This window comes from Paraburkholderia phymatum, from assembly GCF_038900715.1.
GTDB lineage: Bacteria > Pseudomonadota > Gammaproteobacteria > Burkholderiales > Burkholderiaceae > Paraburkholderia > Paraburkholderia phymatum_A.
The window spans coordinates 24,862-47,471 of sequence record NZ_JAYMRZ010000023.1 but is presented as its reverse complement, the minus strand read 5'-3'; the positions used below and the strand labels follow the sequence as shown (position 1 = coordinate 47,471).

20 protein-coding genes and 2 pseudogenes are annotated in these 22,610 nt (G+C 59.7%); 8 read left to right on the top strand and 14 right to left on the bottom strand.

The annotated features are described in order from the left end of the window. Nucleotides 1–103 precede the first annotated feature (103 nt). Nucleotides 104–1,357, bottom strand: a complete 1,254-nt coding sequence (locus tag VSR68_RS32540; RefSeq protein WP_342943701.1) for a MalY/PatB family protein — start codon at nucleotides 1,355–1,357, stop codon at nucleotides 104–106. A 559-nt stretch (nucleotides 1,358–1,916) separates the two neighbouring features. Between VSR68_RS32540 and VSR68_RS32535 the strand changes: the two are divergent. Both VSR68_RS32535 and tnpC read left to right on the top strand, forming a co-directional pair. Next, nucleotides 1,917–2,285, top strand: a pseudogene (locus VSR68_RS32535) (Tn3 family transposase); the annotation flags it as partial. 11 nt (nucleotides 2,286–2,296) lie between these two features. Then, a pseudogene (tnpC, locus tag VSR68_RS32530) lies at nucleotides 2,297–2,662 on the top strand (Tn3 family transposase post-transcriptional regulator TnpC). A gap of 119 nt (nucleotides 2,663–2,781) precedes the next feature. Here the strand turns inward: tnpC and VSR68_RS32525 are convergent. Then, nucleotides 2,782–3,534, bottom strand: a complete 753-nt coding sequence (locus VSR68_RS32525; protein ID WP_342943700.1) for an SDR family oxidoreductase — start codon at nucleotides 3,532–3,534, stop codon at nucleotides 2,782–2,784. 119 nt (nucleotides 3,535–3,653) lie between these two features. Here VSR68_RS32525 and VSR68_RS32520 point away from each other — a divergent pair, with 119 nt between their 5' ends. Next, nucleotides 3,654–4,277, top strand: a complete 624-nt coding sequence (locus tag VSR68_RS32520; protein ID WP_342943699.1) for a helix-turn-helix domain-containing protein — start codon at nucleotides 3,654–3,656, stop codon at nucleotides 4,275–4,277. Between the two features lie 184 nt (nucleotides 4,278–4,461). On the opposite strand, the gene VSR68_RS32515 is transcribed toward VSR68_RS32520, so the two are convergent. The 7 genes from VSR68_RS32515 to VSR68_RS32485 form a co-directional block, all read right to left on the bottom strand. Further along, nucleotides 4,462–5,679 carry an MFS transporter gene (locus VSR68_RS32515; RefSeq protein ID WP_342937527.1) on the bottom strand — a complete coding sequence of 406 codons (1,218 nt, stop codon included), beginning with the start codon at nucleotides 5,677–5,679 and terminating at the stop codon, nucleotides 4,462–4,464. Nucleotides 5,680–5,802: 123 nt separating this feature from the next. Next, nucleotides 5,803–7,008 carry a 3-sulfinopropanoyl-CoA desulfinase gene (acdA, locus tag VSR68_RS32510; protein ID WP_342943698.1) on the bottom strand — a complete coding sequence of 402 codons (1,206 nt, stop codon included), beginning with the start codon at nucleotides 7,006–7,008 and terminating at the stop codon, nucleotides 5,803–5,805. Then, nucleotides 6,996–8,216 carry a CaiB/BaiF CoA-transferase family protein gene (locus VSR68_RS32505; protein WP_342943697.1) on the bottom strand — a complete coding sequence of 407 codons (1,221 nt, stop codon included), beginning with the start codon at nucleotides 8,214–8,216 and terminating at the stop codon, nucleotides 6,996–6,998. Before VSR68_RS32505 ends, acdA begins: the two co-directional genes overlap by 13 nt. 153 nt (nucleotides 8,217–8,369) lie before the next feature. After that, the gene (locus tag VSR68_RS32500; protein WP_342937530.1) at nucleotides 8,370–8,711 is read right to left on the bottom strand and encodes a carboxymuconolactone decarboxylase family protein; all 342 of its coding nucleotides are present in this window, start codon (nucleotides 8,709–8,711) and stop codon (nucleotides 8,370–8,372) included. Nucleotides 8,712–8,760: 49 nt separating this feature from the next. Beyond that, nucleotides 8,761–9,987 (bottom strand): MalY/PatB family protein, encoded by a 1,227-nt coding sequence (locus VSR68_RS32495; protein WP_342937531.1) that lies wholly within the window; start codon nucleotides 9,985–9,987, stop codon nucleotides 8,761–8,763. A 56-nt stretch (nucleotides 9,988–10,043) separates the two neighbouring features. Then, a complete protein-coding gene (locus VSR68_RS32490; protein ID WP_342943696.1) occupies nucleotides 10,044–11,333 on the bottom strand; it encodes a transporter in 1,290 nt (429 codons plus the stop codon). Between the two features lie 97 nt (nucleotides 11,334–11,430). After that, nucleotides 11,431–11,904, bottom strand: coding sequence for a PaaI family thioesterase (locus tag VSR68_RS32485; RefSeq protein WP_342937533.1), 474 nt, complete (start codon nucleotides 11,902–11,904; stop codon nucleotides 11,431–11,433). Nucleotides 11,905–12,199: 295 nt separating this feature from the next. On the opposite strand from VSR68_RS32485, the gene VSR68_RS32480 reads away from it, so the two are divergent. From VSR68_RS32480 to VSR68_RS32470, 3 genes are all read left to right on the top strand, one after another. After that, nucleotides 12,200–13,114 carry a LysR family transcriptional regulator gene (locus tag VSR68_RS32480; protein ID WP_342943695.1) on the top strand — a complete coding sequence of 305 codons (915 nt, stop codon included), beginning with the start codon at nucleotides 12,200–12,202 and terminating at the stop codon, nucleotides 13,112–13,114. A 172-nt stretch (nucleotides 13,115–13,286) separates the two neighbouring features. Then, nucleotides 13,287–13,865 carry a cysteine dioxygenase gene (locus VSR68_RS32475; RefSeq protein ID WP_342943694.1) on the top strand — a complete coding sequence of 193 codons (579 nt, stop codon included), beginning with the start codon at nucleotides 13,287–13,289 and terminating at the stop codon, nucleotides 13,863–13,865. Between the two features lie 63 nt (nucleotides 13,866–13,928). Continuing rightward, complete coding sequence (locus VSR68_RS32470; protein ID WP_342943693.1) at nucleotides 13,929–15,128, top strand: MFS transporter; 1,200 nt, start codon at nucleotides 13,929–13,931, stop codon at nucleotides 15,126–15,128. 191 nt (nucleotides 15,129–15,319) lie between these two features. On the opposite strand, the gene VSR68_RS32465 is transcribed toward VSR68_RS32470, so the two are convergent. Then, complete coding sequence (locus tag VSR68_RS32465) at nucleotides 15,320–16,450, bottom strand: aminotransferase class V-fold PLP-dependent enzyme (RefSeq protein ID WP_342943692.1); 1,131 nt, start codon at nucleotides 16,448–16,450, stop codon at nucleotides 15,320–15,322. Nucleotides 16,451–17,020: 570 nt separating this feature from the next. Here VSR68_RS32465 and VSR68_RS32460 point away from each other — a divergent pair. Continuing rightward, nucleotides 17,021–17,611, top strand: a complete 591-nt coding sequence (locus VSR68_RS32460) for a hypothetical protein (protein WP_342943691.1) — start codon at nucleotides 17,021–17,023, stop codon at nucleotides 17,609–17,611. Nucleotides 17,612–17,656: 45 nt separating this feature from the next. Here the strand turns inward: VSR68_RS32460 and VSR68_RS32455 are convergent, their stop codons facing one another. Together VSR68_RS32455 and VSR68_RS32450 are read right to left on the bottom strand one after the other, a co-directional pair. Then, a complete protein-coding gene (locus VSR68_RS32455) occupies nucleotides 17,657–18,121 on the bottom strand; it encodes a hypothetical protein (RefSeq protein ID WP_342937539.1) in 465 nt (154 codons plus the stop codon). A 260-nt stretch (nucleotides 18,122–18,381) separates the two neighbouring features. Continuing rightward, entirely contained in the window at nucleotides 18,382–19,131 is a 750-nt protein-coding gene (locus tag VSR68_RS32450) for an H-NS family nucleoid-associated regulatory protein (protein ID WP_342943690.1), read from the bottom strand. A gap of 432 nt (nucleotides 19,132–19,563) precedes the next feature. On the opposite strand from VSR68_RS32450, the gene VSR68_RS32445 reads away from it, so the two are divergent. Continuing rightward, the gene (locus VSR68_RS32445; protein ID WP_342937541.1) at nucleotides 19,564–19,713 is read left to right on the top strand and encodes a hypothetical protein; all 150 of its coding nucleotides are present in this window, start codon (nucleotides 19,564–19,566) and stop codon (nucleotides 19,711–19,713) included. A 65-nt stretch (nucleotides 19,714–19,778) separates the two neighbouring features. Here VSR68_RS32445 and VSR68_RS32440 read toward each other — a convergent pair whose 3' ends face one another. Together VSR68_RS32440 and VSR68_RS32435 are read right to left on the bottom strand one after the other, a co-directional pair. After that, on the bottom strand, nucleotides 19,779–20,609 hold the full coding sequence (locus tag VSR68_RS32440) for a GSU2403 family nucleotidyltransferase fold protein (RefSeq protein WP_342937542.1): 831 nt from the start codon (nucleotides 20,607–20,609) through the stop codon (nucleotides 19,779–19,781). Further along, nucleotides 20,606–21,751, bottom strand: coding sequence for an RpiR family transcriptional regulator (locus VSR68_RS32435; protein ID WP_342937543.1), 1,146 nt, complete (start codon nucleotides 21,749–21,751; stop codon nucleotides 20,606–20,608). Before VSR68_RS32435 ends, VSR68_RS32440 begins: the two co-directional genes overlap by 4 nt. Nucleotides 21,752–22,610 lie beyond the last annotated feature (859 nt).

The following is a 22,610-nucleotide window of genomic DNA, read 5'->3' as shown; positions in this document are numbered from 1 at the left end:
GCATCGGCTCAGCGCATCGGGTGTTGCACGGATGCGACCACGCATGGATTTTCGTCGCGCCGTCGTTGAACGGGACGCTAGTTCGCTCTCGCCAATTGCTGTTTCAGAGTTCAGCGAGCGCGGTGGTCAGACGGCGAATTGCTTCGTCCACGGTGGAACGCGGACAGCCAAGGTTTGCGCGCATGTACCCATGCCCCTCGATGCCAAACTTCGGCCCGTTGTCCAGCCACAGTCGCGCGCCCGTCAGCATGAAATGCTTGAGGACGTCGGGGTCCATCGCCAGTCCCCGGCAATCCATCCAGGCAAGGTACAGCGAATCGGCAGGTAGAACCTCGATCTTCGACGTGAGGCTGTGGACCGCATTTCGGAAGTACGTGTGATTTTCACGCAGATACCGCAGTAACTCTTCGAGCCACGGCTCACCACGAGAATAAGCGGCTTCGGCGGCGACCATCCCCAGCGTGTTGACGGATGGGTACATGTTCCTGTCGAACTGCCGACGCAATTCGTCGCGAATGCAGCGATTGGGCACGAAAAGATTCGCGCTTTGAAGTCCCGGCAGGTTGAAGGTCTTGCTCGGCGCGGTGCAGGTGATGCTGTTCTCCGCAAACACTTTCCCGAGCGACGCAAATGGGATGTGTTTCTTGAATGGATTCACGATGAGATCCTGGTGAATCTCGTCCGAAATCACGAGCACGCCATGTCGCAGGCAGATTTCCCCCATCGCACGCAGTTCGCCTTCCGACCAGACGTTGCCCGTCGGATTGTGCGGATTGCTCAGAATGAAGAGTTTCGTGTTGTGCCTGATCGCTGCTTCGAACGTCTTTTCGTCAAAGCGATATACGGTTCCCGTGCGCTCGAGCGGCGCACAGGTCAGCTGGCGCCCGTTCAGCAGAACATCGTCGTGAAAATGCGCATACACGGGCGGCTGAATCAGGACCGAGTCACCCGGCGAAGAGAACGCCTGGATGGCTGTTTTCAACGCGGTGATGATGCCGCTGGATTGAAGCACCCACTCGCTCGGGACCTCCCAGCCAAAGCGCTTTGCCTGCCAGCCGGTTATTGCGCAGACGTAGCTCTCGGTCGCTCCGCGTGAATACCCGAATACACCGAACTCAACGGCCTCATGCAGTGCATCGATGACGACTTGCGGCGCCCTGAAATCCATATCCGCCACCCACATCGGCAGCGGATCGGCCGCGAATTCCTGTGCCGTCAGCAACTTCTCGCCGAACGCCCACTTGAGTGAATTGGAGCTTTTGCGGTCGATAACTTCATCGAAAATCGATCCGACTTTTCCTGCACCACCTGCGCCGCTTGCTGGCATTTCACAACGAAGCTTCACGATGACTTCCATCCGCAATAGACGGCACGCCGGCGGCGTGACCTCGTATTGCAGCTAGACTAGCAGCGCGAAATGCGGGGCAACAATGGTATGTTCTCATGGAGCAGTGAGCATGGCTCATGGATGCCGGTCCGCTTTGTGCACGAGGGGCGTTGAGACGGCGGGCGCGCCAGGAGCAATCGGGACGCCATGTTGTATGCGGCGCACGGTTGCGACCGCTTCCACCTTTTTGAATGCGGCAGAACGACGTCAAACGACGCTCCAAGGGAGCGACGGCGCTACACAAAGGCCGCACTGAATGACAACCACGAGGTCCTTAAGGAGTTGGTTGCATTCGGGGCCGAGATCGATGCCCGTGACGCGTACGGGAATACGCCGCCTTGGGGCGCATGAACCAGGTACCGGTGGTGCTGGCGCTACAGGACACGACCGAATTCAACCTATCGCATCTTCGCGCCACAGAAGGATTGGGTTACTGGACAGCCGATAACGGGTGTGGCTTCCTGATGCATAGTCTGCTAGCGGTGACACCCGAAGGGTTTGCCGCTGGGTGTGCTTGGAATGATGACCTGGGCGCTGCTCAATGAGAAGCTCGGCAGCAAATAGGGGCATCAAGATCGAGTCGTACAATGGCTTCTCGAAGTGGCTGTCATTCGGAGGGGACGTGATCGCCGAGAACGAGCCAGAGGAGCAGCAGAAGCGGCTTCGCTACAACGACCTGATCGCGTCGGCCGTGATTTTGCAAAACACGGCTGACATGATGCAGGCGCTGCGCGAGATGGCGGCAAACGGCGAGAAAGTGCGCGCGGAGGATATCGAGTTTCTGAGCCCGTATCCGACCCACAACATCCGGCGCTTCGGTCACTACAAACTGCACCTGGATCGTCGGCCGGAAGCCCGGATCAGGGATCCGCTGTTCGGCCAGGCTGCCCGTACCTAGGCATCCCGTTCATGACTGCACGCACGGCCACCACGACGACCTGTTTCGGCGATGTCGACACCGCCTGCTCGAGCGGCTCGAATCGAACTACGACACAACCCGCCTGCTGGCCACCGTCGATATCGTCGATCGCATCCGCCACCAACTTGATGATCCCGAGGGGATACGCGACGATCTCCTGGAGATCCGCAGCATGGCGCAGTCGGTGCTGAATGGCGCACCCCATCGGTGCCGTCGCGACGCGAAGGCACCTTGCCCGACCGGGTGCTGGACGCGCTCGACCGGATTGACGAATTTGTCACGGAGCTCACTCGGTGAGGACGATCATCGAGCCGCTCGAAGCGCTGCACCCAGACGACGGGTTTGGCGAGGGTTGAACGATGCCGGTCCGTCTGCCGATCGGGACGGCGCGTTCATCATCGATGAGGCGCGCCAGACCCGGCCGTGCGGTCAGACGATCATGGTTCAGCTAGCCTTGGCGTTTTCGGAGACCACCTCACCAGGGAAGCGGACCCGCGGCGTTCGAGAATGTGCCAGTCGGCCCATTCGCGTCAAGGAGTGCGAGGCGAACGGGCTCCCGTGCCGCATCCTCAACGGATCCAGCCCCGGGGGCATAGTTGCTCAGATCCGTTGCGGTGAACCCCGGACAGACCGCATTGACCTTGATGCCGGTTCCCTCCAGTTCGATGGCGAACGCCTGCGTCACTGCATTGAGTGCGGATTTCGACGTTTGGTACACCCCGACGTACTGTCGCGAGTAATCCGCGGGGTTGTCCTTCAGCGTGAGAGAGCCACCTGCGCTCGAAACGTTGACGATGCGGCCCGCCGGTGCTTTTCGAAGAAGCGGCAGCATTGCCTGCGTGACTGCGACAACCCCGAACACGTTGGTCTCGAACACCAAGCGCATATCGTCGACTGACACACGGCTCACCTTATCCCCGTCCTTCATTTCTTCGACGGACATCCCCGGCTTGATTGGACGCGAGATCCCCGCATTGTTGACCAGCACATCAAGACGACCCAGCGTCTCTTCGATCTGCGCAGCCGTTGCCGCAATCGACGCCTGATCCGTCACATCCAGCTGGAGGGCCTGAGCCTCTGCTCCCACGCTTTTCGCTGCCGCCACGCCGAGGTCCAGCTTGCGCGCTCCGACGAGTACCTTGAAGCCTTTCGACGCCAGATCTTTCGCAATCTGAAGGCCGATTCCCTTGTTTGCACCGGTAACGAGTGCCACGGGTCTGCTGTGCATGTCTGCTCCGTTCAAAAATGATGGGCGAGCGCGATTCGCTTACGTTAGAATGTAAGCGGAACATCGCTCCGGTTGCAGACTATACGGAACATTGTTCCGCTTAACAAGAGGGAAATGACTTGAGCAGCAAGACAAATAGGACGGACAGCGAACGTGCTCCGCGTTCGGTGCGCGCGGACGCGCGACGCAACATCGACACGTTGCTGCGAACCGCGCTGGCTGTCTTCGAATCCTCGGGAATCGATGCGCCAGTGCGGGAGATCGCGCAAAAGGCGGGAGTGGGTATCGGCACGATCTACCGCCACTTTCCGCAACGTTCCGACCTCGTCGTTGCTGCTTTGTGCAGCGAAGTGGATGCCTGCGCGGATGCGGGCGTTGAACTTGCCGCCACGCTTGGCGCCGGGGAGGCATTGGTGGGATGGATAGATATCTATGTTGGATTCGTGACGACGAGGCGTGGACTTGCCGCCGCCCTGAATTCCGGCGACCCCGCCTTTAAGGCCTTGCCTTCATATTTCCTGGAGCGACTCCGCCCGGTCGTTCAGAGTCTCCTCGATGCGGCGATCGCTTCGGGCGACATTCGCAAAGGGATACAGCCCGACGAGCTGCTGTGCGCGGTGGCTGCCCTCTGCGCTCCACTCGAATGCCCCGATCCTCCCGACGCTCGCAGGCTGGTGGCCCTGTTCGTCGACGGACTGCGGTATGGTGCAGTCCCCCCAGGACTCAGCTCACGACTGAAATGAGGCCGCATGCAAAAGGGCTGACAAATTTTGACGGAATCGGCTTGCTCGCGCTGCAAGCGCCGTCGACCGTTGCGGCTCGTCCACTTATAAGGCCACGCACATGTGGCCTAGCGGGGCGACGACGAAGCGTCTGACGCCGACGCAGTCAGATGTCCCGTCAGCGCAGGCGCTGCTGATATTCGGGTTAGGAAACGGATCTCGTTGCGATCGACATGCATGCCGTTGGCTGGTTGATTTTTCGCAACGTCAGGGCAGCGATGAACGCGAGGAGCCCACCAGCAGCGAGTGACATATACGCCCACCCCCACTGATGCGTCCAATCGAGCGTTGCTCCGAATGTCATGGGCGCAAGCGCTCCAGCGCCGAACCCGAGAATCGATCTGACACCCATCACGCGGCCCAGATAGGCTGCCGGCACCTCGTCCGTCATGGCCGCTGAAAGTACGCCCGAATCGGCAAGAATGAAAAAGCTGCCGATGGCCACGAGCGCGATCACCCAGCCGGCACCCCACTGCGCGGACCAACCGATCAGCATCGAGCACAAGGCGCCCATTGCACCAACGTACACCAGCACGCGTGACCGGCCCCATCGGTCCGACAACGCGCCGACGACTCCCGTGGCAATCATCCCCGACAGGTGCACCGTTCCGCCCACAATCAGGCTGGTGGACATTGCGCCAAGGCCGGACGGTTGAAGTGCAGTCGCCAACAGCGTCGGAGTCCACGCCCAGCTACCCAGCAACTCCCAACAATGGGCAATGTAGCCGACCAGAAGACATAAAGACGTGGGACCGAAAATGCTGCTCCAGCGCATTGGCTCCGCAGACGCCGCCGCCTTACGCTCATGTCGTCGGTTCTCGACGTCTTTAAGGCTGAACTGGCCAACGATCGCGCCGGCCAGGGCGCCGATGGCGCACAGAGCAAAGGCCGCCGACGGGCCGCATGACTTCGCCACCCACATCGAGAGAGCGACAGAAAGGAGGTAGCCGAATGAACCGGCCGCCAGAACCTGTCCCATCGCGCGCCCGCGTTCTGCCGGCAAGCTCAGGTCCGAGACGAGCAGCAGCGCTGGAGTGTAAGCGCCGCCTTGCGTGAGCCCCACGAAGACGATCAGGATTCCCGCGGAATGCGGGGACCTCGCGAAGATAGCGAACACGACCAGGGCAGCAGCGCCTGCCCATGTACAGACGAGATACATACGCCTGGCTCCCAAGCTATCGGAGAGCCAGGAAGCCACTAGAAGCGCAATGGCGTTGGAGAGATTGAACGCGGTCTGGATCGCGCCGGCAGTCGTTGCATCCATGTGCCAGGCTGAACGCAGTACGGGCAATGCACCCGCAAATGCCATCGTGCCCATGCAGGTACCCGCACGGCCGATGCATAAAAGCAATTGACGATTCATATGTACCTCGCCGGGGTCGAGCGCCCCGGTCGTAAAAAGCGCGACACAGATGGAGAAAAAGATCGATGGGGCGGTTATCGATAGCGAAGCACGTGGCCCACGTGCCTCGCGGCTGGAACTCGCTCAGGCCTCTTTGCTCTGTGCCGCCTTCAGGTACCCATCGCGTGTCTGCGGCAGTTTCATGCCGAGAAGTGTGGCCGCGACCTGTGTGCGCAGAATCTGTGCTGTACCGCCTGCAATGGTGAACATGCGGGCATCACGTACGTGACGCTCCATCGCATTGCGGCGCCCGTAGCCAGATGAGCCGTAGAACTGCAAAGCGTCGTTGGTGACCTTGTTGGCTGTCTCGGCCGCAAAAATCTTCGCCCGTGCCGCCTTGTCAATATCCGGAAACTCCGCGCCGCTGCATGCCGCAGAACGCAACAGCAATCGAGCGGCCTCCAGTTGAGTTGACATGTCGGCCAACATCCACTGCAGTCCCTGAAACTCGGCAATCGGTCGACCGAACTGCTGACGCGATTTTAGATACGCCATACCTTCCTCAAAGGCACCCTGTGCGATGCCCAGGGCGACCGTTCCGGCACCGACGCGCTGCGCGTTGTAGGCGGTCATCAGCGCCGCGAAACCTCGCTTCAGCCCGCCGGGTGGCATCACGAGCATCGACCTGTGCACCTTGAGGTCGCGGAACTCGAGATGGGTTTCAGGGATGCCGCGCACACCCATCGCGTAAAGCCTCCGGCCGACCACAAGACCGGCCGGTGCGTTGCCATCCCGCACGCAGATGAATGCACCGATGCCTTGCTCCACGCCATCGTCGAACACACGCGCGAAAATCAGGTGCAGCCTGGAAACGCCACCGCCCGTGATCCAGTATTTCTCGCCATTGAGGATGTAGTCATCCCCCTTCCTGTCGGCACGCGTGGTCATTTCGCTGGCAGCGCTGCCAGCGTTGGGCTCAGAGATACAGATCGCGGGCTTGTCCCCCGACAGAACCAGCTCTGCGGCCAACTTCAGTTGTTCGGGCGTCCCATACCTGGCGATAGCGCCGATTGCGCCCATGTTGGCCTCGACGGTGATGCGGCCCATGGTGGCGCACGCCTTGGCCATTTCCTCAATAACGATCACGGTGTCCAGGTAAGACAAACCACGCCCACCCAGGCTCCTTGGCAATGTCATGCCCATGAACCCCGCGTCGCGCAGTGCTGTGACGTTGTCCCATGGATACTCCTCCGTGAGGTCCGTATTGGTGGCGGTCGAGGCAAATACCGTTTGCGCGAGCTCCCGCGCTTGTGCCTGCAGAGTCAACTGCCCGGCGGTCAGGTCGTACATGGCGTCTCCTGTAGCGATTGATTTGTTCCAAGCCAATCCGTTAGTACTTCGGCAGCATGCTCGTTCAGCCGTGGCGGCGGTCGCCTGTAGCTCGGGGGCGTAGCCGACATCCTCAGCGGATTTGCCAGAAGACGAAGCTCCCCATCCATCGCCCAGTCACAGGGCATGTGCAACTCGGCACCGCGAGCTTTGACGTGTGGATCGGCAAATACGTCTTCCAGATTGTTCACAGGCCCGCACGGGACCCCGACTGCCTCCAGCTGCTGCAGCCATGTCGCGCGATGCCGTGTTCGTAAGGTGTTATCGATCAGTTCGCACAGTGCTGTGCGATTGCGAATTCGCATCGGGTTCGTCGCGAAGCGTTCGTCGGACGCGAGTTCGTTGATCCCGGCGACCTCGCAGAACCGCCCAAACTGTGCATCGTTGCCAACGGCAAGGATCATCGGTGCATCCGCCGTTGAGAACACCTGGTATGGAACGATGTTGGGGTGGCCGTTGCCCAGGCGGGCCGGTAGCTGACGATCAGCCAGATAATTCGTTCCTGCATTGACGAGCCAGGAAATCTGCGTATCGAGCAGGGAAATATCGATGTGCTGCCCTTCGCCCGTTCGCTCCCGATGCTGGAGGGCCGCGAGGATGCCGACGGCGGCATACATGCCAGTCATGACGTCCGCGATCCCAACACCAGCCTTCATTGGTTCACCGTCCGGCACCCCGGTGAGGCTCATGATGCCGCCCATGCCCTGGATCAAAAAGTCATAGCCGGGTCGGCTGGCGTAGGGGCCCGTCTGCCCGAACCCTGTGACCGAGCAGTAGATCAGGCGCGGATATTGATCCCTGATCTGCTCGTACGCCAGGCCGTATCTGGCCAGGCCGCCCACCTTGTAGTTCTCGACCAGCACATCGGCGTGTGCAATCAGTTGATGGACGAGTTGCCGACCTGCGTCCGATCCGATGTCGATAGCGATCGAACGCTTGTTCCGATTGGCCGCGAGATAATAGGCGCTCTCTTCCGTTTCCTCGCCCGACTTCCCGCGTACGTACGGTGGGCCCCATTTGCGCGTATCGTCACCTTCGTCAGGTCTCTCAACCTTGACGACATCGGCGCCGAGGTCACCAAGAAGCTGGGTCGCACTTGGACCCGCCAGGATGCGGGAGAGATCGAGGACCCTGATGCCTGCCAGTGCTGTCGTCTGTCCAGATTTCATGCCATATTTCCGTCGGAATAGTTCACCGCGCCGCTGCGCGCAAGATGCGACAGCAACATCGGCCTCAGTGGAGGGTTGGTTACATCCAAAACCTTTCGGCTTTCTGGCGCCGCGCGTGGCTCCCGCGCATTGACTTCCGCGCGGTACCTGCCCTCAGGTATCAAACTGACCGAAAGCCTCCATCGCTCTCGCGGAATAGACAAACGCGGCGCCCGCATTAAGGGCAATGGCGGTTCCAAGCGCCTCCGCAACCTCCTGTTTCGTTGCGCCCGCTCTTTGCGCTGCTGCAGCATGTGAAGCGATACAACCCTCACATCGTGTGGTGACTGCCACGGCCAGTGCGATGAGCTCACGTGTCTTGAGGTCAAGCGCTTTGCTCTCATTCAACGACTCGTTCAGACCAAAGAATGCCTTGCCCACCGGCGCGTTCGCTTTCAGCAGATTTGCCCCGGCAGCACGTTGATTCGAAAGCAGTTCAGCCCAGTCATTAATCATCTTCGTCTCCAATTTCCTTCAGCTTCGCAACCACCCTGCAAAATGGCACTCAACGCTGCGCAAGCGCCTCCGATATTCGCGCAATCGCCAGGTCGACCGTCTGGCGGGGGCAGCCGAGATTCGCGCGCATGAAGCCGTGACCTTCCACGCCAAACTTCGGGCCCTTATCAAGCCACACGCGGCCCTTGATGAGCATGAAGTCTTCGAGCTCCTCCGGCGTCATTCCAAGCGCGCGGCAGTCAATCCACGCCAGGTAGAGCGATTCCATGTCGATCACCCTCAGGCCAGCATCGAGCGCATTGATGCGCTCGGCAAAGTGCTGCTGGTTCCGGGCGATGTAGGTCACCAGCGCGTCTACCCAGGTCGCGCCATGCGTGAAGGCGGCTTCGGTAGCCACCATCCCGAGCAGGTTGATGCGGGTGTTGTGGTTCCTCTCGACCGTGCGGATCACCTCGTCCCGCTTGACCTTATCGGCAATGAACATGTTGCCGCATTGCAGTCCGGCCAGGTTGAAGGTCTTGCTCGCCGAAGTGCAGGTGATGCTGTTGTGAGCGAATCGTCGATCCAGTGAGGCAAACGGTGTGTGCTTCCTTCCGGCACCGTACACAAAGTCGCAATGAATTTCGTCGGCGATCACGAGCACCCCGTGGTTCATGCAGATCTCGCCCATGGTGCGCAGTTCCTCTTCTGTCCACACATTGCCCGTCGGGTTGTGCGGGTTGGACAGAATGAAGATCTTGGTGTTGTCTTGAATCGCGTTTTCGAACACCTGGGCGTCAAAGCGATAGCGCCGCCCATCGAAATGCAGTGGTGCCGCGGTGACGTGGCGACCATTGATGACCACATCGTGATGAAAGTGCACATAGACCGGCGGCTGGATCAGAACCGAATCGCCAGGCTGTGAGAACGCCTGCATGACAGTTTTAAGCGCCGCAATGACGCTGGCGACCGGCACTACCCATCCAGGAGGCACATCCCAGCCGAAGCGCTTTTGCTGCCACCCGATCACGGCGTCGACGTAACCTTTCGTCATGCCAGCCGGGTACCCGTAAATGCCGTGCGAAACGGCTTCGTGCAGCGCTTCGATCACCGCCGGCGGAGACATGAAATCCATGTCCGCCACCCACATGGGCAATGGCTTGGCCTGTGCCTGAACATCCGTCATGGCGCCGGCCGGGTTCCCCCACTTGAGTGAATTGCTACGGTTGCGGTCCACCACGGTGTCGAAATCAAACCATGTTGCGCTAGCCGCCAGCGCACTTCGATTCTGAGTCATTGCTCTTTACCTCTTTCTGTCTTGCGTAGTTCGCGAAAGCCGCGTCGGGGGCAACTTCAGTAGCCCAGTGCCTTGAGCACGGGCGACAGGCACACGATCACGCCAAACACAAACACGTACCAAACTCTGGAGGATACGTATCTCCGAAGCGCGGGCACCTTGTACACCAGAACGCACGGAATGATGAACGACGCAATACCGTAGATGGGCGATGCCAACTGTTGCAGCAACAGGATGGAGAAGCGCGTCTGTACCCAGAACCAGAGCCCGAGCACAATAGACACGCAAACGCCGGCAGATACGAGGCGGGCATTGACGCGTTCCTGCGGAACGATACGCGTCAGGACGTTCATGACCATGCCTTTGATAGATTCCTCGAAGCCCAGGTAGATGCCAAGGAAGGCGGTTAATATTGCGAACACATTCAGGGCTGCGGTCATGTACAGCACACCATCTCCATGGATCACGCTACCAGCCAGTGCGAGCGCCGAGATGTTTTGCGCCCTGGCCGAGAGCGCCTGCTCGTGCGAGAGTGCCAACGCAAACGACGTGGCAAAGAACAGGACCGCGACGGCCAGGATGGCGAACGCAATGCGGTTGGCGCGAATGGCGCGATACGTAGCGACGCGCGAGTCCTTCTCCACCTTTCGGAAAGCGATGTTCATGGGGCTGAGGATCTGCACGAAGAGGATGGAGAACAAGGTGAACGGCACAGTGAGAATGGTGTCGATCACGAACCGTTTGAACTCCGGCAGCGACGGCAGATTCGCGCGGACATCCCAATGGGGAATCATCACCACGCCCAACAACACGACCACGCCGAGCTTGAAAAGCACCAGCGGGCCGGACACCCTGAAGATCAGCTTCTCGCCCTGCGCGGCGACCAGGACCAGCAGGCACAGAATGGCCAGCGAGAAGAACGGACTGTCCGAGAGCAGCCCTATGGTCATACCGAAGCTCTGCAGGTACTTCGCCGCATCAAAGGTCACCGCCATGGAATAGGTCAGCATGCCTTTGAGCAACATGAAAAAGTACACTACCGCCAGAAAGATGCCCCAGTTCCTTCCGAGATACTGGGTAACGATTCCCGCGTAATGCTCGCATTCCGTGCTGCCTGACAGCGTCTGCAGATATAGCTCCTGCATCATGTACAGCGCGGGATACGACAGCGCCACCGACGCAGCAAACACCCTGATACCGGTGATACCAACCTGAAGCGGCAGAAAAACGATGCCGGCGCCGATTGCCATTCCGATGCAGAGGATGACCCATCCAAGGTCGTATCTGGTGAACGGCACCTTGCCGACAAATCCGGCGGACATGTCCAACTCAGCGGAAGTATTCAATCTCGTCTCCTATAGTTAATTGTGCGTGGCGTCGGCGGGCCTAGTAGCTCTTATGTTTTCGACGCTGGATCCCCTTTACTTTGCCGTCGGATCGTCCTTAGGTGTCTGTTCGGTCGGGCAGACGGATCGCGAGCATTTCCCCGACAGCGCAGGTGAGCTCGCCTGCATTCAGAATCAGGTCGATCCAGGCCTTTCGTCCCTCAAGTGAACGAAGCCTCCCCCATATCACCAGCTCAACACCAAGTGGTGCGGGCCGCTTGAAGTCAACCTTCAATGACGCCGTCACGAAGCGGATCGGCTCAGAGAGATCACCCGACCCCGGCCCTTCTTTCTGACAGGCAAAGGCGGCTGCGGATGCCGCGCCATGACAGTCGAGAAGCGAGGCGATCATCCCGCCATAGACATGATCTGGAACACCGCCGCTATACCGGATGTCAGGCGTGAACCTGGCAACCGTTTCATCGCCCACGAGATAGCTCTTGAGGTGATGGCCGTGTGGATTTTGCGCACCGCAGCCATAGCAGTGAGCGAACTCTGGCGGGTAGCTGTCTTGTATCGCACGTGTCGACATCTCGATGCCTCCATAGGGAACCCGTGATGTCAAGACTCAGCGGGTAACCCGTTGACCTGCAATCATCCCGGTATCAACTTGACCTTGGGGTTATCATATTTGTTCATCTCGTTCATGGACAATTGAGGTTTTTTTCAACCTGAGCGGAGCGGCGTAAATTCGGCAGGCGTCCTCCTCGATGATGTTCACGGACTGGAAGTCCATGCTGTACCCGACGGACCAGGACTTGCCATAACACTGGACTCCGACCCGCGCTTCATGAAGACGCGCAGAAACAAGCTTGAGGAATAATTCAATGGGCCATCGATCCGGCACAACGACACCGACACTTCGGCAGCTTCAGCTTTTGCTGGCGCTCACGTCTTCAGACGGCATAGCGAGTGCCGGCGCGCAGCTCGGTATGTCACCTTCGGCCACGAGTCATGCGCTGCGCGCTCTGGAAAAGGCGCTGGGAACCGAGTTGATTGACCGCAATACGGCAGGGGTCACGCTGACCTATACCGGCGAACATGTGCTTCCCCACGTCCGCGACGTCTTTGCATCCATTCAACTCGTCCAGACCACAGCGCTGGCCGGTGCAGAGCTAAAGACCGGTCTGCTGCGTTTGGGCTCGTTCGGCGCCAGTGCGACGATCAGGGTTCTGCCCCCGCTGATCGAGCGATTCAAGGCCCGCTACCCTGGCGTTGATGTGGTGGTCACAGAAAAGCCGGACGAGCAGACGTCGCGTGACCTGATCGAGCGCCGCCTGGAACTCGCGGCGGTCACGCTGCCCAAGACGGACGTCGATTCGCAAACGCTCGCCGTCGATGAACTCGTCGCGGTCTTGCCTTCTGGACACCCTCTGGCAAAACTTGATACCGTTCCGCTCAAAGAAATGACGGCTGACCCGTTCATCCTGACCCGTGCGGGGTCGCAGGCTTTGGTGACCCGGCTGTTCTCAAGAAATGGGCTGCGCCCCAGGGTGACGTATGAGCTCCTGCAACTGATGTCGATACTGGAGCTGGTCGCCAGTGGGAAGGGCATCTCGATTCTGGCCAAGCTGGCGCTGCCGGATCGGTATTCTGGCACGGTATTCCGTCCTCTTTCGCCTGGCACGTCCCGACGTATCGGATTGGTGTGCCTGAATCAGAACCGACTGTCCCCTGCGGCTCACGCGTTCTGGCAGGAAGCTCGCCGATATCACTCTGAGCTCAAAGGTGCTGTTCGATAACGCGTATGGATGGTTTCGATGACTCCAGAATCTGTCCGCAACTTGAAATCAGATTCAATTGCTCAGGAAAGGACATGAGTCGACAATCGATATCGCTATAGGGTTCGCCACCATCGACCGATCAAGAGTGCGAACCGCCGACTACAATGACACCCCGCCAAGGAGACATGTAATGCGCGTTCCGGCTACGCTCTTCAAACAGTTCGTGCACGAATTTACGCTACTCGTTGACACGTTCCCGGATGATGAAGCGCAAATCCTGGGCACAGGACACGATCTCCTTGCCGAGATCGTTCGTCGCGATGACTGGCTCCCCGAGGCGTATGCGCAGCCACATCCCCAGTACTACCAGCAGTACCTGCTACACGCCGATCCGGCCGATCGTTTTTCGGTTGTCAGCTTTGTCTGGGGCCCGGGCCAGATGACTCCGATCCATAACCACACGGTCTGGGCGCTGATCGGTTTGCTCAGGGGTGGCGAGCGTGCCGAATGTTTTCAAGTCGGGGAGCCCGGCCAGCCGATGCGATCGCTCGGGGTTGATTACCTCAAACCGGGAACTGTCGAGAGTATTTCGCCCCATACCGGCGACATCCACAGGGTATCCAACACATATGATGATCGCGTCTCGATCAGCGTTCATGTCTACGGCGGGAACATCGGACGAATTTCGCGGCACGTCTTCGACCCGCAGACGAGCATGCGCAAACCGTTCATCTCTGGTTACTCGAATGAGGCCGAGATCTCCGCGTAGGCAGTCAACACTTGCGTCGACCCGTTTTATCCGAAGCGCTCCGATGCGCGTGACCCCGTCCTGATGTCCACTTCAAGAATCAACGCCGACGTTGTTCGTTTGGCCACTGCGCAAGCCTTGGCCGGCGCCAACTCCACTGTCGTCTACGCCACCGGCGCGATTATCGGCCACATGCTTGCCCCGACGCCGGCGCTGGCGACATTGCCTGTATCCATCTTCGTTGTCGGCATGGCAGCTGCAACGCTTCCGGTTGGCGTAGTGACGAGGCGCTACGGCAGGAAAGCTGCTGCGCTGTTTGGCAATGCCTGTGGCGTCATCGTCGGACTGTTGGCAGCGTTCGCGCTGGTCATTCCATCGTTCAGCCTGTTCTGCGTCGCCATGCTGTTTGGTGGCGCATACGCAGCCGTGGTGCTGACGTTCCGGTTCGCAGCTGCCGAATGCGTGCCAGCAGAGAGTCGCGCCGGGGCCATGTCGACGGTGCTGGCCGGGGGCGTTGCCGCCGGCATACTGGGACCGCAGCTGGTTACAGCCACCATGAATCTGTGGTCGCCGCATGCGTACGCGGTCACCTACCTGGCCTCCGCCGGCGCCGCGGTGCTCTCGGGGATCGTGCTAATGGGCGTGCGGTTCGAACACCAGCCTCCGATCTCCGCCCATGCACAGGGCCGGGACAGCTCTGTCATCGTACGGCAGCCGCGCTTTGTAGTCGCCATGCTCTGCGGCGTCATGAGCTACATGATGATGAACTTCATGATGACGTCCGCGCCACTGGCCATGGAGTTGTGCGGTATTCCGCGTGTGCACTCCAACTACGGCATCGAGGTCCACGTGATCGCCATGTATCTGCCGAGCTTCTTCACGGGACGGCTGATCGCTCGCGTTGGTGCGCCGACTGTCAGCCTGGCGGGGTTGGTGTTGATTGCGCTGGCCTCCGTCACAGGCATGACCGGTTTGTCGGTGAATCACTTCTGGGTAGCGCTCATGCTGCTCGGCCTAGGCTGGAACTTCGGCTTCCTGGGCGCTTCCGCCCTGGTGTTAGCATGTCACGCGCCGACGGAAGGCCCTCGCGTGCAGTCCATTTACGACTTCGTAGTGTTCGGCACCATGGTCGTCGGCTCGTTCGCGTCGGGCGGTCTGTTGGCGACTTACGGATGGGGCCTGGTATGTGGTGTCATTTTGCCCGCGGTGTTGATAGCAGTCACCAGCGTTTTCTGGCTGCGGTGGGGGCAACCGCGAACAGACGCACTGGCTCACCGCAGTTGACCCCTTCACCGTTTGATTCCGCTTGGCATCCGGAATGACCCGAACGGAAGGTGTGTGCAGTTCTCGCGGCGACGCTCAATATACAGCTGAACGTGCGTGTTGCTGAGGCAGGTGCGGCTGATAAAACGTGTCGCTTCAGATTGCTGACGTTCGTTTCGGTCACTCACATCGGTGCGGCGACCACGACCGGCTCAGTTGGCCTCTTTAACGGCCGCGTGCAGTGCATCCACGAATACATCCAGGTCCGCTTCGTTCATATAGATATGCGGCGACACACGCAGACCTTCCAGCTGGCCGACGCGCCGGTATTTGACGTGAACCGAGAACGGTTGCCGCAAAGTGCGTTCGAGGCGCACGGCATCGATGCCGTCGATAGAAAACAGGCTCACAGCGCCGAGCGTATCGGCCTCGAGCGGCGTGTGAATGCGCAAGCCCTCGATGTCAGCGGCGCGCGCGGTCCAGTAGCGGGTCAGCGCACTTAATCGCGCATGAATATTCGCGACACCGATCTCCCGATGAAGGCGGATCGCCGGTTCGATGCCGGCCTGCAGCGCCGAGTTGTAGGTGCCCAGGTTCCAGTGATCGAACTTGTCCGCCGTGTCGGGCGTGGCATCGAATGGAGCGAGCAATGGCCAGGTTTCGCGTAAACGTCGTCGATTGATGATCAGCATGCCGTTGCCAACGGGCGCGCCGAGCCATTTATGCAGGCTCGTCACGAAGAAGTCGCAGCCGAGTTCGCGAAAGCTGATGGGCATCTGCGCAAAAGATTGCGCTGCGTCGACGATGGTAATAATGCCGCGCTCCCGCGCGAGCGCACACAAGCGCGCGACCGGCAGTACCCTGCCTGTCCAGTGAATCATATGCGTCAGGTGCAGCACGCGCGTGGCGGGGCGGATGGCAGATGAATATGCAGCGACTACTTCCTCATCGCTCGCAAGCAGATCGAACGTCACTGCGTCGACGACAACGCCCTCGCGCGTCTGGCGCTGTTGCCAGCCACCCAGTGCGCTCGGATAGTCCCACGGCGACACGAGCACGCGTTCGCCAGCTGATAAGGCGATGCCGAAAATCGCAACGCTAAGGCCCTCACTCGCATTTCGGTTGAGCGCGATCTCCTCTGCGTCGCAATCGGCGAGCGTCGCCAACTGCCGCATGATGTCCGGAAGCTTCGCGTCGAGGCCGGTCCACATGTTGACGTCAGGATTCTTGCTGACGAAACGGTAGGCATCGATGACCGCCTGCTCAACGACGAGCGGCGGCGGGCTGACAGCTGCATTGTTCAGATTAAGCAGCGGATGCTGCGCGGGATATGATTCGCGCACGCGTGCCTAGTCCACGTCGGCGTTCATTTCGCATTGAGTATCTGCAAGCATGTTCTGTCCTGTTCTGGTTTCGGCGCGCGCCTGCAAAGCCGAAGTCAATTTATCTGGTAACAGGCGGCCTGTGTCATTGTTCGGACAGACCAAACCGCACGAATGCTAGTCTTTTGCGATCACAGGCAGAATATCGTGCTGCGCTGCTGTCGGCGACGCGCAGCCCGCTCTCGCGCGCCTTTCGTTCAAGGGTAACCGCAAGGTAATTTATGCTCTGCAGAGCATAATTACGAACCCTGTTCGCCCGCAGCGGACAGATAAAATAACAGCATGGTTGAACCTGTTGTTGCATCGGCGGGGCAAGGCCTGCCCTCGCCGCCCGCAGACCTGAACATTCTCGCCAAACGCACGCCGTGGACCAGGTCTCGCCCGATCCATCCGTTGCCAGCGCCGTCTGGAAGCGTTGCGGTGAACCCGCCTACCCGGCCGTTCGGATCGAGCGGGCGGAGCTTGGCATCGTTGCTTTGGCATCGCTGCTGCGCCGCGCCACATTGACCATACACTTGCCGGGCAACCGCGATGGAAGCGGTGGCTGAAGGCCGTGGTCCACTTGCGTCTGGCGAGTCAATGTTGTGCGACTCTTCGGACATGGTTTCCGTATTGGATAGTACGACCACGCGGCCCTCGGGCAACGCAACTCTTATCACGGACGCTTCTGCGCCCTTCTACCGCCAGATCCTGCTGGAAGAGACGACCAGCCTGGATTACGCGAAAAGGCCGAGCTGGCGACGTTCACCTTTCTGCTCTGAGACGGTCTGGCTTTCGACCAAGGCTGGCTCGTGTGCTTGCGTTTCGATCTGGAAGAAGGCGCCGACTCCGGCGTTCTGCGCGGTGCGCAGCCAGTCTGGCATGTCGCCGAGGCCGTTCTTCCATTCGTTGTCGCGCGCGTCGCGATACAGCGGTGGATGGTCTTTATCGTGCTGGGTCGATTCGGCGAGCGCTTCCGGGGTGCTGCCGAATTTCTTCCATCCTGCGGCGGATCCGGACGATCAGTCGGTCGCGGGCTTCACCATCAGCGATTCTTCCCTTCATGAACAAGCATTTCTCGTAGGGGTCGAGCCGTGCAGTATACCGGCGGCTCGAAAACAAAAAACCCGCAACGGGTTGTGAAGCCAGATCGAGACAGATACGGACGTGCTGCGTCGTAGAAGTCGGTTACGCGTGCCTGCGCGCCATCTGGTCGAACGATTTACCAGCACGGAAACGCTCCAGACGGTCACCCGCGTCGGTGATTATCGCGAGCGGCGCGCGCTGCATCTGATAGTCGTATGTCGCGACGATCACGGCGAATTGCCGAAATCCTTCTTCGTCGAGTGCCCATACATGGAAATTGCGACCATGATCGAAAGCGGCGGAAAGAATGCTTTCAGCGTCCCGCATCTGTTCGAATGTCGCCTCGCCATATCCCGCTTCGGCCAGCAGGCCAGTCAGGATCATCACCTGGCATAGCGTCTGTGCAGCATTGACGTTGCCGCTGCCCCGCCGCATGGCATCAAGCGCGACGTGTACCTGCAGACAGACACGGTCAACCCCGGCGCGCGGCATCGGTAACAGCATTGCCTTGCTCCGGCGCGTGCCTGCCGCCTGGGTGATTCTTGCAAACGGGATCGTTCTGGTCATCAGGTGAATGAGGCGTGGTTTCGAAAGACCTTGCGCTCGAATGCTACACCAAGCCGTGATATACGCTCCGGGCTGTTGGCTATGACTTGGCGACGCGGCCGCCCTGTTTTGCTTGTATTCAGATGGTAGAGGGATCTTTTTCGGCGGTCAGGGAAGCGGCGACGCGCCGACAGTCGCTCGTTAAAGAAACCCGAACTGTTCGAGCAGGACGAAGACGTCCTGCTCATACCAAACACTTTGCGACATATGAATTGCGGAAATCAGGCCGAGACCGCTTCCGAAGCCATGTCGCTGGTCAGTGCAACCGCCTCTGGACTGTGCGGTGCCTTTTTCGCCGGCGCTTTCTTCGTCACAGACTTCTTCGCCACGGCATTTTTGACTGCGGCCTTCTTCGCCGGCGCAGATTGAGTTAATACTGTCTTGCCCTTCTTTGCGACCAGCTTTTTCCTCGCGGCTTTCTTCACCGCTGCCTTCGTGGCCGAAGCTGATTTCGAGGCCGGGAGTCCCTCTTCCGCGCCAGCAATCAGAAACTTCGAACGATCCTTGGCGCCAGCCAGCCATGCCGGTGCCCGACCGCGCCCACTCCAGGTCGCGCCACTTTTGGGATCGCGATATTTCGGAGCCTGGGGTCCGCGCACGTAGTTGCCGGGTTTTGCCGTCTTCCTGGCGATAGGAGCCGGTTGTGCGACGCTGTCGTCAATCAGAAACCTGGTACGGTCCCTGGCACTCGCAATCCATGCTGGAGCGCGGCCGTGTCCCGTCCAGGTAGCGCCCGTCTTCGGATCGCGGTACCTCGCAGGAGCTGTGGGTTTGGTGATCGCCGCGGCGCCTGGCTTACGACCGCGTTTCTTGCTGCCTAAGTGTGCATCGATGTCCGCGATGGTCAGGCCATGCTTCTCCATCAGGTCACGAATCTTGGCGATGGCGGTCGACGACTGACTCCTGATGAGCGCATCAGCTTGCGCCTGAAGCTTTGTGATTCGTGCCTGCACTTTTTCGAGCGTTGCCATTTGTCCCCCTTCGGTATAGCGATGGCCGCACTATGCCACACAGCATTGAGCAAACGCTAGTGTCGACCTCTCCAGCTGCGGCCGACCTACGAGCTGGATGTCCGTAACGGGTGGTTGATGACGTCGGTGAAAGCCGATCGTCCGGCACTCGGCGTCGCGAGCACGCTGATTCAACCCGGGATAGGAGTGGAAGTTAGATGACCCGACTCCTGGAGAGCCTCACCTTTTCGCCGACCTGAGAGGACAAAAAACGGCAGTGCCTGCCACCCTCGGAATGCACCGAGCCTGGCGTCGTTGCGGGAAGTTCATTTCAGTGCATGTCTTAAGGCATTTTCCTGACACAGCAATCGTGCCGCGTCACAGAATGCACCTGCTCACTCCATAAACAGAATAGCAAGCGCCTCCTAACTCGAGAGTGAATCAACCACGACCATGGCAAAGAAGATCAGCGTTCAGCAGGTACCGGCGAAAAAGCGCCGTTCGGCGATGCCTGTGCCCGAGCAGCACGTGGACCACGCGGATATCCTCCTTTTGTTCGAGCAGGTGCGTCGCGAGACTGTGGCGCCTATGTTTAAGACATAGTCGTCGTAAATGCGCGCCTCACGGGTGCGCTCGCAACTGGGCGGGGCCGGTCACCCATGACGATTTTAAGCCTCGCCGAAAATTTCCTCGAAGCCTTCCTGGCACAGCTGTAGCAGCTGGGCGGGATCGTTGCCCCGAATTTCCGCAGCTGCGCGGATGACGTCGTTCATCTCCCAAAACAGTTCTTTGACGCCATTGCGAACGGATTTCTGCTGGTTGGGATGCAGCGTGCCATCGAGCTCCTTCCAGATCGGGACGAGGTCGGTCTCAATCGCCGCGTAGAAGATCTGCAGGGTGTCGTGGATGTACACCACATCCTGCGCGAGTTTGTTTTGTTCGTCTCTCTTCTTGCGGATCAGCAGCTTCTGGATCATGAAGCTTACCGGGTTCGGCACGCGAACGGCTTCCACTGCCTCGCCCAACCCGGAATCATCCTCGGGGATGGTCACAACCCAAGGCTTGTACAGCAGCACTTCGAGGTAACGAAGCTTTTGCGCGACCACTCCAGCCTTCAATTCGGTCGCGTCATCTTTCAATCTCCCTTGCCGGTCGCGCTTCTTCCCGCTGTTCGTGAGAGGGGTGAGAAACTCCGCATAGAAACCTTTCGCGTCGCCGCCCATGGTGTAGCGCATTGCTGGCGGCTTGTAGTCACCAGTAAAGTTGGGCTCTTCCGTGAACCCCGCCGCAACCAGCGCCTGCTTGATATCGCCTTCGAGCAGCTCGCGCTCCGCGTAGGCCACGTCTGCATCCTGCGTGAAGATCGGATTATAGTCGGCCGTGTAGGCGCGCGGCTCGTAGTGGTAGAGCCGAAACGCCCAGCCGCCGACAAATACGATCTGCTTGCGCCAGGGTTCGAGGGTTAGCGCGAGCGTGCTGAATTCCGTCAGATCGCTCACGCGCGCGCTCCTACTACGTTCGCCAGAACGCCGTGCTCGAACTCGGCCGCCTGCTCGGCACCGCGCGACGGATCAGCTGATACGTCAAGCCATGTCTGGATGATGTCGGACACCCACTTCCCCTCATGAAGCACGCGCCCCCGGCCTAGCGATTGCGGATACGGGTGCTGCCGCAAAACCACATCGGCCCGCTCGCCGTCATGCATGAGTCGCAGGCCCCGCCAATGCTCGGCGGCTGCGAGGTCGGGCACCCAGAGGGTTGTTATGAAGCCACGTACGTGCCCCACGCCAAGCGCGTCCGCCGCAGCGAACTGGCCAAGCGTCACCTCTTCCCCTTCCCGCTTGAGAAGCTTTCGCAGTTGCTGATCCTCAGGCACGCCTGGCGCGAGATATTTCATGGGCAGCCCCACAGCTGGCTTCAGGTACGCGGCTTTCCATCGTTGTGCCAGTTTGCGTCGCTGCACGACTCGCAAGTATGGCGCGGACTCGATGAAATTCTCTTCTTTCAGGGCATTGATGAGGCGTGTGGCAGACATGACAGATACACGAGCTTCGCGCGCGAGGTCGGTCGCCGTGAGGTAGGTCCTGCCCGGGGCGTTGATCATCCCTTCACGGCTGATGTCTGCCGCGAGCAGGAGTTTGAGCATCCACTGGGCGAGATCCGAGAACACGAGCGGCGGCGGCGCAGAATGGCTTCTGCGCCGCACGCTGGTAACGGAACGTTCATCAGCCACATGGTCCAGTCCGGGAAAGTCAGCGTACAACGGCTCGCCCGCCAGTATGGCGAAGGGCTCACCCTGCCCATACTGGCGATGAAAATCCATGAGCTTTTTGACGAGCGCCGTCGAAGCGGTTCCCACCCAGATGAGAACGGCCGGGCGGACGCCATTTTGCTGCGATCGAAGGCGTGCCTCCAACAGAGCCTGCGAGAAAAGTGGTATCACGCGGTCGGAGCGCCCTTCCGTCGACGTCTTCAATACGGCGTAATACGTCCGACCGTGAGGGTCGGTCAGAACGAAATCTCCGATCCAACCCGTCTCACGGTCCTCCTCGACCTGCCAGCCATTACCTTCGAACAGCGAATCCAGGGAGCTTCGTGCCAGACGGTCAGCCGCTCCGAGAGAAAGGTATCGATCGCTCATGTTTCACTCGGCCACGTTAACTAACATGGCCATCTGAAATAACACGGCCATGTTACTACCGCGCCGCCGGGTTCGCAAGGGTATCCGGTTGCCGGAAAAAAAACGGGACGCCGAGCGCCGACGGCGATACCGATGATCGCGCGCACGAAACGTGGCTTTTTCCGCCGCGCGAGTTGAGACGTTGGAGTATCAAGCGCAGGCACTGCCGAAAAGTTCGATCGTTGGGCACACGTAAGAAGCTCCTTTAACTTTGGTTAGCAAGGTTGGGCTGAACCGCACCTAGAACCGTGAAGCCAATTGGCTTGCTATAAGCTAGTGTATAGATCTGTCACCAACCTTCGCTGCACATCTGCGACGGATGCGCCTCAATTCGGATACACAGCCGGCTGCGCTCTATAGTGCGGCCGCTCCTATGGGCCGTAACGATGTCCCGACCTTCGCCCGAAGGAACTCGAAAATGGTCGCTGCAGCACGAGCCTTCGCCTCCGGTTCGACGCCAGCGCCATGGCCACCGTCGCTGTGTTCCACGTACCAGACTTCGTCGTGTCCGAGCGCCTGCATCTTTGCGACCATCTTGCGCGCGTGGCCGGGGTGTGCACAGGATCGTCTGTCGACGACGAAGCGCGATCGTACCGCGGATAGATCAGCGTGAATCCGTCTAAAACCCACCGGATATGGCCACCCTCCTCCTGGTTCAGGTCAAGCACATTGATGTCAAGCACTGTCTCCCATTGAGGGTGTCCCGCGATCAAAGCGTCCCATGGTGTGCGCCGAATAAAGCCGAGAGGATGCTGTTCGTCGCCCAGATATTGCAGCCCCATCACCATAGCGCCCGCATATAGTGATGCGATCTTGCGCC